The organism is Halomicrobium zhouii (assembly GCF_900114435.1).
Taxonomy (GTDB): domain Archaea; phylum Halobacteriota; class Halobacteria; order Halobacteriales; family Haloarculaceae; genus Halomicrobium; species Halomicrobium zhouii.
This window is the reverse complement of the sequence record NZ_FOZK01000003.1, coordinates 113,386-126,008: the sequence shown is the minus strand read 5'-3', so window position 1 is coordinate 126,008 and position 12,623 is coordinate 113,386. Positions and strand designations below refer to the sequence as shown.

Below are 12,623 nucleotides of genomic sequence, written 5' to 3'. Positions count from 1 at the left end.
CCGTCACGTTTGAACTTCCATGAGCAGTACCGCCGAACCGGATCCGGACGCGACGCGGATCGACGTGACCGAACCCGCCGCCGACGAGGCCATCGACCTGATGGAGGGCGAGGAGATGGACCTCGAGGAGGCCGGGCTCCGCCTGTTCGTCCAGCAGGGGGGCTGTGCCGGGCTCTCCTACGGCATGCGATTCGAACTCGAACCGGAAGACGACGACCAGGTGTTCGAACACAAGGGGCTGCGCGTGTTCGTCGACCAGTCGAGTCTCAAATACATCGGGGGCTCGGTCCTCGACTTCGAGGGCGGGCTCCAGGGCGAGGGGTTCCACGTGCGCAACCCGAACGTCGAGAGCGAGTGCGGTTGCGGCGAGTCGTTCCGGACCTGAGTCACCGCGCGATCCGGGTGGCAACCCAGCGTCCCTGCGTCTTCTACTCTTCCAGTTCGAACGCGACCATCACTTCCGCCTGGTACTGACGACCCTGTTCGGCGTTGGCGATCTCGACGCCCATCTCCTCGACTTCGGCCCACTTCAGGTTGTCGAGGGTCTCTTCGGCCCGCGAGACGGCGTCGTCGACCGCGTCGTCGAAGCTGTCGGGACTCGTGCCGGTGAGTGATATCTTCTTGAAGACCATTCCACGTGTCCGTTCGGTCGGCGACGGCAAAAAGCTCCGGTCAGCGCTGGCGGTTCTCGATGACGTTCGTGACGATGCCGACGACGTCAGTGAGGTGGGCCGTCCCCCAGACGGCGACGACGACCGCGCCGATCGTGTTGAACACCAGGTCGAGCATGGTGTCCTCCAGGCCGTACTGGGTGAGGACCGACGTGGCGCCGGCCAGCGCCGCGAATTCGCCGAGCGTGAACTCGATCACTTCCCAGAGGACGCCGAAGGCCAGGACGAACAGCAGGATGAACACGAACATGAACCGCGGCGGGAGGTAGATGTCCTCGGAGTGGAGGTCGATGGCGCGGACGGTGGTGTAGCCCACGGCGGCGACGACCGACGAGGACAGCGCGTGGGTCAGGTGGTCCCACCACCAGATCGTCGCGTAGAAGTTCTGGTCTGCGCCGGGCATCCCGACCGTCCCGACCGCGTGTAACCACACTGCAGCGGTTATCCACAGCGTCAGGCCCGCGTCGAGCGCGATGTCGTAGTCGCGCTCGAGGACCGCGGGGAGCTGGGAGATGGCGAGGGCGATGGCCGTGTTGACGATGATCCCGGTGTTACCGCGGTCGATGCCGATGAAGAACATGCCTACGAGGGACGCCTCCATCACCCACACGATGCGCCGCTGCCAGAGCTGGCTGACGCCGACCCGGTCGCGGACCCTCACCGCGGCACCTCCTCGGGGAATCGCAGGTCAGGTTCGATACGTCGGCGGACGTACAGGGTGAACACCAGTGCCGCGATGACGCCCGCCGCCGTCGACGCGACGAACTCCCACATCAGCTGTCGTTCGATCACGGGTTCGGAGAGCGCCGGGTCCAGCAGGAGCGTCGTGCCGAGCGTGAGGTCTGCCGCCCAGCGAACCACGGCCCACAGTCCGGCCATCGCGAGCGTTGCGACGACGACGAAGCCGACGGCGAAGGTGTCGGTCATCCGGACGGGCGTGAACAGGTGGAGTTCGACGGCGACGACGAGCGCGATGCCAGCGACGGAGAGGTAGGTGGCGAGTTGCCCGGTGAGCGTCACCGTCGACAGCGCCCGGCCGAGGATCGGGAGCGCACAGAGCGCTGTCACTTCCCACGGCAACGTCGCGGTCGGATTCCGGAGCAACAGCGGCGGCAGGACCGTGAGAACGGCGACCACCAGCGCGAAGCCGGCCCAGATCAGGTCGCCACGAAACAGGCTCGTCGCGACGGCGAGCGCGAGAAACCCCACGAGGGCCCACGAGAGGGCGGCGTTCCGACGCGCCCCGCTCAGCAGTTGCCCGACGTTCGAACTCATATCCCCGACCATGACGCCCTCCGTTGAAAGGCTGTCGGGAGTCAGAACACGACGTAGGCGCTCGCGTACGCGAGCCCGGCACAGGTCACGACGGCGAGTGCCGTACAGAAGACGCGCGGCGCGTCGACTCGGCGGACGCGCCGTCGGGGGAAGGCCACGAAGCCGAACGCGAGCACCGTGAAGACGAAGTGATACGACGTCTCCAGCGTCGGCGCGGGGAGCAACAGAGCGAGGCCCCCGTACGCCAGGCCGAGCACGGCGCGCCGGTCGACGTACGTCCGGACGTCCCTGTTTTGCAGTGAGAAGGCGACGTAGATGGCGAGCCAGACGACGGCCAGTTCGACGGCGAAGGCGGCGAGCAGGTTGAGCGTCGGGTCGGGGTGCAAGACGATCCGCTCACTAAGGAGCGTGACGTCGAGCGGGTACAGTAACTGCGGCGGTTCGCCGGTGAAGAGGTCCCCGAGGGGATGGGTTAGCAAGCCCGCGAGCGCCGCGAGCCCCACGGACCTGGGACCGAACTCCCAGCGGTCGCCGAGAACGCAGACGAGGAGGCCGCCGGCGAGGAACAGGGCAGTCACGATCGCCGCCAGGCCGCCGCTGAAGGCCCCAACCGTGGTGACGATACCACCGAGGACGACGATCGCGACCGCGCGTGCCGGAACGGACCCACGAGCCCACACCGCGAACGCACCTGCCGCAAACAGCCCGACGACCATCGAGTGGGTCGGTCCGCGGTGCGTGACGTTGCCGGTCGACCAGAACGTCTCGGCAGCGCTCATGACGCCGGAGACGCCGCCGACGAGGCCGACGGGGCCGTAGAGAATGTCGAGGTCGGGGGCCGTCGCGAAGAGACCGGCTACGACGCCGACCTGTATCGCCCGTTCTGGCTCCCAGCCCCGCCATCGAGCGACCGTCGCGACGAGGGCGAACGCGAGGAGCGCGTGCCCCACGAACATACCCGTTGTTCACTGTCGACGCTTATAAGCTTCTTGTGCAGCGTGTATCGTGGTACCGTTTAGCCCGCCGGGTGGCCGTCCTTGCGCCACTCCTGTTCGATGGCCTCGTTCGCGCGGACGACCGTGTCGCCCTCGACGAGGAGTCGCGTCTTCCGGAGTTCGATGGCGACCACCTCGCCGGTGACGTCGTCGACGGTGACGGTGTCGCCCGGTTCGAAGTCCGGGTCTCGCAGGAGGTAGACGCCGGCGACGGCGTCGGCGAGCATCCCGGAGAGCGCGTAGGAGACGCCCAGCGCCAGGAATCCGGTCGCCGTCCCCAGCGCCCCGGCGATGACGGTGAGGCCGACGAGCGAGAGGAACGAGAGGCCGACGGCGAACCAGAGGAACGCCGCGACGACGGTCGCGACGAACTGCCGATAGACGGGCGACTCGCCGGGGAAGGCCCGCCGCAGGAAGTACCGCACGACGGTCATCAGGACCTTGATCGCTATCGCGCCGAGGACGAGGAAGACGAGGCCGGTGAGAAGTCGCGGGATAGCCGCGACGACGTCGGCGACGAACGTCTCGAACGCCTGCGTGACGGCGGACTTGACCATTACGTATTGATGCGACGGCGCCGCCTAAAAGCTCACGTGGCGTGGGACCGCTCTCGCACCTCGTACTCGCCGTCGTCGTCGACGCCGATGACGGCCCACTCGTAGTCGGGATCGGCCATCGCGACCCGTCTGCTGGTGGACGTGGCCTCCTCGGACCGGGTGACGAAACACCGGAAGTCGCCGTCGGAGGGGACCTCCTCCGGATAAGAGAGAGTCACGTGGACGACGCGCCACTTGCGCTCGGCGAGAAGTTCCGTATCGTGGTGAGACACGCTGTACCCGAGGTCGTCGAAGATCGACTCGGCCTGCGACGCCAGTGAGGTGGTAACAGCCCCCATCTGACACAGAGTACCAAGGGACAGGTATTAAGCGTTCGGACTGTCCCGAACGTTGACGTGAACCGACCGACGGTGACCTACTCGTGAGCTACTCGTGGGCGGCGTCCCACTCGTCGGGCTTGCGGACGTTGCTACAGACGTTACACTGGATGCGGCCCATGGCGTCCATGGCGTTATTGAACGTCTGACAGTTGTCGCAGAAGTATCCCCAGCGCGATTCCCGGTCCGGGTCGCCGAAGGCGACGAAGAACGGCCCCTTGGATCCGCGTTCGCGTTGCTCCCGGTCGACGTAGAGTTGCCGGCCGTCTGGGCCGTCGCGTTCCTCCATGCCCGGTTCTGGGGCGTCGAACGGTTTAGGGTTGACTCTCCGGGCAACGGACGGAGCCGAAGAGGATTAGTCCGCCTGTGGCGTGGACGGGAGTAGATGCCGCCCTCCCTCGTCCACTACTCCGACGTCGAGAACGCCTACGACGACCCGGGGAACGCGGGCCGCCTCGCCGGCACCATCGACGCCCTCCGCGGCGACGCCACCGTCGTCTGCGGGACGGGCGACAACACCGCACCGGGCGTCCTCTCCATGGTCACCGAGGGTCGCCAGTCGCTCCCGTTCTACGACGCCGTGGGGCCCGATTTCGAGACGTTCGGGAATCACGACTTCGACCACGGCGTCGACGCTATCCGGGAAATCGTCGCCGATTCGCCACAGACGTGGTTGACCGCGAACGTCGTCGACGGCGACGGCACGCGGTTCCTCGCTGACGAGACAGCGCCCTGGGCGCTCCAGGCCGTCGACGGCACGACGGTCGGGTTCGTCGGCGTCACCGACCCGAAGACGACCGCCTACGTCCCCGAGACTGGATCCCTCGAATTTCTCGACCCGACCGTCCCCGTCCAGCAGGCCGCCGAGGCGCTCAGGGAACGCGGCGCCGAGTGGGTCGTCGTCCTCTCCCACCTCGGCAGACTCGACGAGACGCTCGCGGCCGAGACGGACGTCGACGTCATCCTCGGGGGCCACGTCCACAGCGAAATCGTCGAACGCCTCGACGAGACGCTGCTCACCCGTCCCGGTGTCAACGGAGAAATCGTCTACGAGATCGATCTCGGCGAGTCGCCGACCGTCACCCGTCACGAGGTCGAGGACGGTCCGCGGCACGACGGCGTCGCCGAGACGATGGCCGAACTGCGCGAGGAGGCCGATCTGGACGAGGTCGTCGATCACGTCAGCGACCCGATCCTGCGAACCGAGTCGACGGCGTTTCGCGGCGAGAGTCGCATCGGAAACTTCGTCGCCGACGCGTACCGGTGGGCCGCGGAGGCGGACGTCGGGCTACAGAACAGCGGCGGAATCAGGGAAGGCCCACCCCTGGCTGGGGACGTCACCGTGGCCGACCTCGTCTCCGTCGTCCCCTTCGACGAACCCGTCGCCGTCGCGGAGCTGACGGGCACGGAGCTTCGGACGGTGATCCGGCAGTGCAGCGGGGCGAACATCAGCTTCGGTGAGTCCGACTGGTGGAACGGTCACCTGAGCGGGCTATCGGTCGTCTGGGACCGGTCCGACGGCGAGATATCGTCTCTCAACGTCGACGGGTCACCCGTCGAGGACGACGCGACGTACTCCGTCGCCACCGCCGACTTCCTCTTTCACACCAGCGAGGAGTTCCCCGTCCTCGACGAGACCCACCGGACCGGGACGCTCGACACCCAGTTCCGGGTCATGGCGGAGTACGCCCGCGCCCAGGGGATCGACCCCGAGGTCGAGGACCGAATCGTCTACCGGTAGCGGAACCCTTGTACCGTGGGACGGAGAATTACGACCGATGACACAGGTGGTCGTTCCCGTCCGGTATCCACTGACTAAGCACTCGCGCGCGACGCTCGCAGAGGGCATCCGCGTGGCCGAGGAGCGCGAGGCCAACCTCTCTATTCTCCACGTCAACCTCTACCAGGAGGGCCGGGGTATCACGCGTCGGCAACTGAAAGAAGCCGTCCAGGAGGCGTTCGGCCACCTCCCCAGGACCCGCTACGTCGTCCGATCCGGGCTGCTCGTCGAGGAGACCATCCTCGAAGAGATCGCCGCCCAGAAGGCCGACGTCGTCGTCATCGGGAAGAAGCAGGCCGGTCGGTGGCGCGCGATGATCCGCCGTCTCGTCGACGACGCCGACGTCGAGCGGTTCCTCCACGAGGAAGTCGACTGTGAGGTCGTCACCGCGTCCGCCGACTAGCCGGCGTCGTCGTCGTTCTCGTCAGTCCGCGTCGTCAGCTCGTATCGTCAGATGGTATCGCCAGATCGTATCGTCAGCTCGCGTCGTCCGTTCCCTCGTCCCCGTCCGGTGTGTCGATCCCGTCGACGTCGTGGGCCATCGTCGAGGAGCCGGTCGGGCCGTTGCGCGACAGTTCGTCCATCCCGAGACCGAGTTGCCCGCTCGTCTCGTCGAAGTAGAGGTGCGAGTGGGGGTAGGCGATCTCGACGTTGGCGTCGGCGAGGGCCTCCCAGACGTTCGTCTGGACCTTCGAGCGCGTCGCCAGCAGTTTGTAGGGCTGTTCGATCCAGTACCGGAGCGTGAGGAGGATGCCGTGGTCGCCGAACTCGTCGATGTAGCAGGTCGGCGCCGCCGGGTAACGCGCCGCGCCGACGCGGATGTCAGGCCCGCCCTCGATGACCACGTCGACCTGCCGCGCGGCGGTCTGGATCAGCTTCCTCGCCTGGGGGATGTCGCTCTCGTAGGTGACCAGCACCGGTAACTCGAGTCGCGTGCGGGCGTCCTCGGCGGAGTAGTTGATCACGTCCCGCTCGCGCATCGTTCCGTTCGGGATCACCAGGAAGGTGTTGTCGAGCGTGAATATCTTGGTGTACCGGAGCGTGATGTCCTCGACGAATCCCGTCTGGCCCGTGTCGCTCAGTTCGATCATGTCACCGATCTCGTAGGGCTGGTCGGCCAGCAGGAAGAATCCGCTGATGACAGAGCCCACGATGGGAGCGAGCACGACACCGAGCACGGCGGTGAACACCCCAACCTGGATGGCGATGTTGCCGAGTCCCAGCCCGTAGATGCGGAGTATCGTCAGGAACGCGAAGAGGAAGACCGCGAACCGAATACCGCGGATTACAGTCCGGGTGAGACTGGGACGTTCGAACCGGCGGGCGATCCGACGACCGAACAGTCTTACGATTAACCTGCTGACCAGGTACGCGAGCGCGATGACGACGATTGCAGATACCAGATTCTGGCCCCAGACCGGAAACCAGTCCGGGAACAGTTCGACCGGGACGGGCGACTCCGGGGTTTCGGTCGCCGTCCCGTTGGACGTGCCGGTCGGCGTCCCCGTCGGCGTCGCGGTCACCTGTCCGAGGAAGGCCCCGATACTCCGTCCCGGTGGCATACTCCAGTCCTCTCTCGCCACGTGCGAAAAACGTTGTGACCCGGTTATCGCGAAATTCACCGCCTATCCTGGGTCGCTGACACCAACTATCACGGACGACGTCGATCCTACACGGTCGAAATCGCGGGATAGCAACGTTTGTCAGTAACAATCAAACAAACGCTCGACAGGTATATCACGGACCGTACGTTAGCCACCGATAATGACGAGCGCCAACGTTCGCACGGAACCGAAAGAGAGGAAGAAGCCGCCAACCGACGGTCGGCGACGCAAGGACGTCCTGTTCTGTCCCGTCTGCGGGCACGAGAGCCCCGTCGACGGGTCGTGGAACGTCACCACCGCCGAGGCCCAGCAGGAGTACCGCTGTCCGGAGTGCGACCAGGTCGTCGCGATCCGGTAAGCTAGTATTCGACGAGCGATTCGTCCGTGATCACCGAGTCGACGAGACGCATCGGCGTCGCGTCGTACGCGGGGTTGTCGATGGTGAAGTTGTCCGCCGGTTCCCGCATGACCTCCGCAGTCGAGCGGAACTCGTTCTCGAAGGCGAAACCGCCCTCGATGAGCTTGGCCGCCGACCCGACGACGCTGACCGGCACTCCGACGTCGTTCGCCGTCGCAGCGATGGGGTAGGTGCCGACGCGGTTGTACAGCACGTCGTCGACGACGCAGTCCATGCCGACGAGGACACGCTCGCAGGCCGACAGGTAGTGCCCCGCGGCGCTGTCGACGATGTGGTGGGTGTCGACGGCGTCGATTTCGGCGAGCTTGCGGGTCATCCGCCGCCCGAGGAACCGGGGACGGGCCTCGGTGACGTACACCTCGAACTCCGATCCCTGCTCCGTCGCCAGGCGGATGGCGCTCAGGACCGTCGATGAGTAGTCGTGGGTGAGGAGGACGTCGTGATCGGCGATCTGGTCGGCACAGCGCTTGGCGGCGCTGAGCTTCGCGGTCTCGACCTGCTCGACGACCTCTTCGATGGCGACGTGGGTCTCGTGCTGGGCGTCCTCCACGCTGTCGGGGTCCGCGTCGGTGACGCGCTGGACGATCTGGCGTTGCGTCGTGTGGAGCGACGCGTGGGACGGGTTCGCCCGCCGGAGGGCGTTGCTGTTGCGTTCGAGCGAGCGCAGGTACTCCTCGACGGCGGGGAACTCCCTGTCAGTCAGCGACTGGAGGGCACGGGCCGCCCGCACCGCGACGACCGAGGAGCTGTGGGTCTGCATCTCCTCGATTTGCTCGACGGTCTCGTCTATCATGTCCCACTCTGTGCCCCGGATCGACAAGGGTTTTCCCCTGTCCCCGTCAGCCGAATCACCTATATTCGATGCCCGCACAACCACCGAGGGAATGGAGGGATTCCGCCGCGACGACCGAGCAATCACCGAGTCGACGGGAGTCGTGATCCTCGTCGGGATAACCATCGTCGTGACGGGACTGGTCGGTCTCAACGTGCTGATCGGTCCGAGCGAGGAGCCGAGCGGTCCCCACGCCAACTTCAGCTACGACCACCCAGAGGGCAGCGGCGTGCTCATCGTCACCCACGTCGAGGGTGACGCGTTCCCCGCCGGCGACATCGTCATCGCGGGGGACGACGCCGAGACGACCTGGGCCGACGCCGCCAGCGTCGACGAATCTGAGGAGGTCGGCCCGGGCACCACCGTGCAGGTGAGCGAAGGCAACAGCTACGGCGAACCCGTGACCGAGCGGTCGACCGTCCGCATCTTCTACGAACAGGGGGAGAACCGCACGCAACTGAGCGAGTGGGTCGGGCGCGACGCGGAGACGTCCGGATTCCGGCTTCAGCGGCTTCAACCCTTGATGTTGCAGACGGGGAACGTCCAGGCGACCTTGTCGCCGATGCCGAGCGCGTCCGAGACGCGGACCACCTCGTCGACGTCCTTGTAGACGCCGGGCGCCTCCTCGGCCACCGTGGCGCCGGACTGGGCTTTCACGTAGACCTGCTGCTGGTCCCGCAGGTCGTCGCGAACGTCTTCGCCCCAGTACTCGTTTTTCGCCTGCGTCCGGCTCATCAGCCGCCCCGCGCCGTGGGCCGTCGACCCGAACGTCTCCTCCAGGCTCCGGTCGCCGCCGCGGAGCACGTAGCTCCCCGCGCCCATGCTCCCGGGGATGATGATCGGCTGGCCGACGTCGCGGTACGCGGCGGGCACCTCCGGGTGACTAGCCGGGAAGGCCCGCGTCGCGCCCTTCCGGTGGACGAACAGGTCCGTCTCCTCCCCGTCGACCGTGTGCGTCTCCCGTTTGGCGATGTTGTGGGCCACGTCGTACAGCAGGTCCATCTCCATCGCTTCCCAGTCCCGGTCGAAGACGTCCGCGAACACTTCGCGCGTCCGGTGCATGATCAGCTGTCGGTTAACCCATGCGTAGTTGATAGCGGCGCACATCGCCTCGTAATAATCCTCGGCGAGCTGCGAGCCCGCGGGCGCCGCGGCGAGTTCCCTGTCCGGAAGCTGGTTCAGCAGTCCCGAGTGCGCCTGTTCGATCTTCCGCAGGTAGTCCGTACACACCTGGTGGCCCAGGCCGCGGGAGCCACAGTGGATGAGGACGACGATCTGGTCCTCGCTCAATCCGAAGTCGGCTGCCACGTCCTCGCGGAACACGTCGGTGACGCGCTGGACTTCGAGGAAGTGATTGCCCGAACCGAGCGAGCCGACCTGGTTCTTCCCACGATTTCTGGCCTTTTCGGAGACCTTGTCGGGATTGCCTTCCGGCCGGTAGCCCTCGTCCTCACAGTGTTCCAGGTCGTCCCGCACGGCGTAGCCATTTTCGAGCGCCCAGTCCATCCCGCGCGAGAGGATGGCGTCGACGTCGTCGACGGTCCCCTCGTGGACGCCGCCACCGCCGAGCCCGGAGGGGACGGCCTCGAACAGCGCGTCGACCAGTTCCTCCTCGTGGCCCCGGACGTCGTCGTAGGTCAGGTTCGTCCGCATCATCCGGACGCCGCAATTGATGTCGTAGCCGACTGCTCCGGGCGATATACAGCCGTTTTCTGCGTCGATGCCGGCGACGCCGCCCACGGGGAAGCCATACCCCTGGTGACCGTCGGGCATACAGAGCGCGTACTTCCTGACGCCGGGGAGGTACGTCGAGTTGCGCAGCTGTTCGAGCGTCTTGTCCTCGCTGATCTCGTCGAGCAACGATTCGCTGGCGAGGATCCGCGCCGGGACGTTCATCCCCCCGGACTTGGGAATCTCCCAGACGAATTCGCGGACCTGCTCCAGCGTGACGTCGCCCGCCTCGTACGTGGTCATAGTCGTTACTGGTCGCGGCAAAGTGAAATGTCGTCCGGTAGTCCGGCGTCGAGTCGGAAGCGGCGTCGGCCATCGCCCCAGCTCAGTCGTCGCCCGGGGCCGCCGTCGCCTCGGTCGCGGCAGTCCGCGCGAGTCGTTCGTCCAGCGAGAACGGTCCGGCACCGAGCGTGAAGATGGCAGAGGCCATCCCGAACAGCGTGACGTGGGCGAGCACCGGGTCGTCCGGCAGGCCGAACAGCGTCAGCGTGAACAGGAGGAACGCCGTCGCGGCGCTGGCGCGAGTCAGCAGTCCCACGATTAGCGCGAGACCGACGACGATCTCCATCAGTCCGGCACCCAGTACCCACATCCCCGGGTCGACGGGGACGACGGCAGTCAGGTCGTACTTCGCCACGACCTGGAGCGCCCGGTCCGATGACGCGAGCTTCTCGACCAGCCCCAGGTAGACGAACGATACGCCCATCCCGACGCGGAGAATCGTCGGGACGAACCGTCGGTACGGTGCGGTCAGGTCGTCGAGCCGCGCCTTCAGATGGTGGACCGGGTCGACGCGGCCGTACAGGGTCGCGTCGCTCGCTGCGACGTCCTGGAGCATGTCGTCCGCGCTCGGGCGGCCGCCGCCCAGGACGAAGATGGCGAGGAACCCGGGGAGGTACTCGACGGCCAGAATGACGTCCGGGTTGGTCGCGAGCGCCAACAGGTAGAGCGACAGCCCGACCGCGGTGACGATGCGCGTCGCCAGGCCGAAGAGGATGAAAAAGCCGACGCCGATCAGCGTGAGACGTAACAGCGGATTGGCCCCAGGGTCGAACGTCACCGTCGGGGCGAAGAGGTATCCCTGGAACCCCGCGCCGACGAGCGGCAGACCGAGACTCAACCGGAGCATCCACGGGACGAGGTCGTAGTACGTCGCGAGCGTCTCCCGCAGGATCTCGACGTCGGGGACGGTCGGCCGGTACCGGAGATACGCCGCGAGCGTGACGACGCCGACCAGCGAGGCGCCGGCCACCATCGCGGCGTTGACCGGGTCCGAGAGGACGTCGAACGCGAACGTGAACGCGTCGCGCGTCTGCCCGACCGGGTCAGTGACGTAGTCGACGTGTGCCGCCGCAGGCGGCGCGAACGCGCACGCAACGAGTGCAGCGATAGCGGTCACGAGCGACGAGCGGCGGGTACTCATGGTAACGTCTTACCGGTCGGCGCGTTTACGCTATTCGTCTTTCACACCGATGCTGCTTTCGTCGTTTGGCCGCCTCCCCGGTCAGGACGGCGGTCACGACGACAGCGGAGGAACCAGTCACCGGAAGAGCACGAGTAGCAGGAACGACCACCGGCAGACGAACGGAGTGAGTCTGCCGAGCCCGGCCACTCACGGAGCGGCCGGACGCCGGTGGAATTATAATCTCTAGCCGGTAAGATGGGTGTAGTGAGCGTCAACGTCGAATCGAGGGTCGTCGACCGCGGCGACGACGGGTTCGTGGACGCCGCCTGGCAGCTCAAAGAGCAGATCCGCCAGGAAGACGGCGTCCTCCGTCAGCGCCGCGGCTTCTTCCGTGACGCCTACCGGCGCTCGCGCGTCTACGTCTACGTCGACCGCACGACCAACACGCTCGTCGGATTCGCCGCGGTTCGCTCCGACGGCTACGTGCTCTTCCTGGCCGTCGACCCGGAATACCGCGGCCACGGTTTCGGGAAGCGACTCATCGCCCGGGTCTCCGAGGACTTCGGGAGCGTCACCTGCCACGCCCGGACGACGAACGACGACGCCATCGGGTTCTACGAACACCTCGGGTTCGACGTCCGTCGTCGCATCGACAACTACTACGAGGACGGCGGCGACGCGTTCTACCTCTCGCTCGGCGACGACTCCATCCGCGCGAAACTGTCGAAGCTGCTCGGCAGCTGACCGGCGATTCCATCCCCACTCCCAACTGCTCGGTCTGTCAGGGCCGACTCCGGTGCCCAGGAGGTTCGACTGTAATTGTTGGGCGGACAGTACCTATCCATTTAGGCACATCTACTAACCAGCTACACCCCGATCGTTTTACCGGGTCGACATTCAGAAACGTCGTCAAGTCCAGCCACGAGCCCGTGGGTGCCCCAGCAGCTACCCAGGCCATCGTGTCGACCCACGCCGGCC

Annotated in this window: 17 protein-coding genes; 6 read left to right on the top strand and 11 right to left on the bottom strand. The window is 66.4% G+C overall.

Annotated features, from left to right (window positions below; all coding sequences use genetic code 11):
* Positions 1-19: 19 nt before the first annotated feature.
* Positions 20-385 carry a HesB/IscA family protein gene (locus tag BM337_RS14375; protein WP_089817342.1) on the top strand — a complete coding sequence of 122 codons (366 nt, stop codon included), beginning with the start codon at positions 20-22 and terminating at the stop codon, positions 383-385.
* Between the two features lie 43 nt (positions 386-428).
* Here the strand turns inward: BM337_RS14375 and BM337_RS14370 are convergent, their stop codons facing one another.
* The 7 genes from BM337_RS14370 to BM337_RS14340 all read right to left on the bottom strand — a co-directional run bounded on the left by BM337_RS14370 (position 429) and on the right by BM337_RS14340 (position 4,164).
* Entirely contained in the window at positions 429-632 is a 204-nt protein-coding gene (locus BM337_RS14370) for a dodecin (RefSeq protein ID WP_089817341.1), read from the bottom strand.
* A 40-nt stretch (positions 633-672) separates the two neighbouring features.
* Positions 673-1,332 carry a DUF2238 domain-containing protein gene (locus tag BM337_RS14365; protein WP_089817340.1) on the bottom strand — a complete coding sequence of 220 codons (660 nt, stop codon included), beginning with the start codon at positions 1,330-1,332 and terminating at the stop codon, positions 673-675.
* Positions 1,329-1,946: a hypothetical protein gene (locus BM337_RS14360; RefSeq protein ID WP_089817339.1), complete on the bottom strand. Its 618-nt coding sequence runs from the start codon at positions 1,944-1,946 to the stop codon at positions 1,329-1,331. The genes BM337_RS14365 and BM337_RS14360 overlap by 4 nt, the downstream gene beginning before the upstream one ends.
* Positions 1,947-1,987: 41 nt before the next feature.
* A complete protein-coding gene (locus BM337_RS14355; protein ID WP_089817338.1) occupies positions 1,988-2,902 on the bottom strand; it encodes a metal-dependent hydrolase in 915 nt (304 codons plus the stop codon).
* 59 nt (positions 2,903-2,961) lie between these two features.
* Positions 2,962-3,498 carry a mechanosensitive ion channel domain-containing protein gene (locus tag BM337_RS14350; protein WP_089817337.1) on the bottom strand — a complete coding sequence of 179 codons (537 nt, stop codon included), beginning with the start codon at positions 3,496-3,498 and terminating at the stop codon, positions 2,962-2,964.
* Between the two features lie 32 nt (positions 3,499-3,530).
* Positions 3,531-3,836: a DUF7116 family protein gene (locus BM337_RS14345; RefSeq protein ID WP_089817336.1), complete on the bottom strand. Its 306-nt coding sequence runs from the start codon at positions 3,834-3,836 to the stop codon at positions 3,531-3,533.
* An 88-nt stretch (positions 3,837-3,924) separates the two neighbouring features.
* Positions 3,925-4,164 carry a DUF5816 domain-containing protein gene (locus tag BM337_RS14340; RefSeq protein ID WP_089817335.1) on the bottom strand — a complete coding sequence of 80 codons (240 nt, stop codon included), beginning with the start codon at positions 4,162-4,164 and terminating at the stop codon, positions 3,925-3,927.
* 96 nt (positions 4,165-4,260) lie between these two features.
* On the opposite strand from BM337_RS14340, the gene BM337_RS14335 reads away from it, so the two are divergent.
* Both BM337_RS14335 and BM337_RS14330 read left to right on the top strand, forming a co-directional pair.
* Entirely contained in the window at positions 4,261-5,616 is a 1,356-nt protein-coding gene (locus tag BM337_RS14335) for a bifunctional metallophosphatase/5'-nucleotidase (RefSeq protein WP_089817334.1), read from the top strand.
* 37 nt (positions 5,617-5,653) lie between these two features.
* A complete protein-coding gene (locus BM337_RS14330) occupies positions 5,654-6,058 on the top strand; it encodes a universal stress protein (RefSeq protein ID WP_089817333.1) in 405 nt (134 codons plus the stop codon).
* Positions 6,059-6,131: 73 nt separating this feature from the next.
* On the opposite strand, the gene BM337_RS14325 is transcribed toward BM337_RS14330, so the two are convergent.
* Entirely contained in the window at positions 6,132-7,217 is a 1,086-nt protein-coding gene (locus BM337_RS14325) for a mechanosensitive ion channel family protein (RefSeq protein ID WP_089817332.1), read from the bottom strand.
* 202 nt (positions 7,218-7,419) lie between these two features.
* Here BM337_RS14325 and BM337_RS14320 point away from each other — a divergent pair, with 202 nt between their 5' ends.
* Complete coding sequence (locus tag BM337_RS14320) at positions 7,420-7,617, top strand: DUF8106 domain-containing protein (protein WP_089817331.1); 198 nt, start codon at positions 7,420-7,422, stop codon at positions 7,615-7,617.
* 1 nt (position 7,618) lies between these two features.
* Here BM337_RS14320 and BM337_RS14315 read toward each other — a convergent pair whose 3' ends face one another.
* Entirely contained in the window at positions 7,619-8,470 is an 852-nt protein-coding gene (locus BM337_RS14315; protein ID WP_089817330.1) for an eIF2B alpha/beta/delta subunit family protein, read from the bottom strand.
* A gap of 91 nt (positions 8,471-8,561) precedes the next feature.
* On the opposite strand from BM337_RS14315, the gene BM337_RS20700 reads away from it, so the two are divergent.
* The gene (locus BM337_RS20700) at positions 8,562-9,119 is read left to right on the top strand and encodes a type IV pilin N-terminal domain-containing protein (RefSeq protein WP_177227543.1); all 558 of its coding nucleotides are present in this window, start codon (positions 8,562-8,564) and stop codon (positions 9,117-9,119) included.
* On the opposite strand, the gene BM337_RS14305 is transcribed toward BM337_RS20700, so the two are convergent.
* Together BM337_RS14305 and BM337_RS14300 are read right to left on the bottom strand one after the other, a co-directional pair.
* Entirely contained in the window at positions 9,023-10,483 is a 1,461-nt protein-coding gene (locus BM337_RS14305; protein WP_089817328.1) for an RtcB family protein, read from the bottom strand. The genes BM337_RS20700 and BM337_RS14305 overlap by 97 nt on opposite strands.
* An 82-nt stretch (positions 10,484-10,565) precedes the next feature.
* Positions 10,566-11,663 (bottom strand): DoxX family protein, encoded by a 1,098-nt coding sequence (locus tag BM337_RS14300; RefSeq protein WP_089817327.1) that lies wholly within the window; start codon positions 11,661-11,663, stop codon positions 10,566-10,568.
* 246 nt (positions 11,664-11,909) lie between these two features.
* On the opposite strand from BM337_RS14300, the gene BM337_RS14295 reads away from it, so the two are divergent.
* On the top strand, positions 11,910-12,389 hold the full coding sequence (locus tag BM337_RS14295) for a GNAT family N-acetyltransferase (protein WP_089817326.1): 480 nt from the start codon (positions 11,910-11,912) through the stop codon (positions 12,387-12,389).
* The last annotated feature ends 234 nt before the right edge of the window (positions 12,390-12,623 follow it).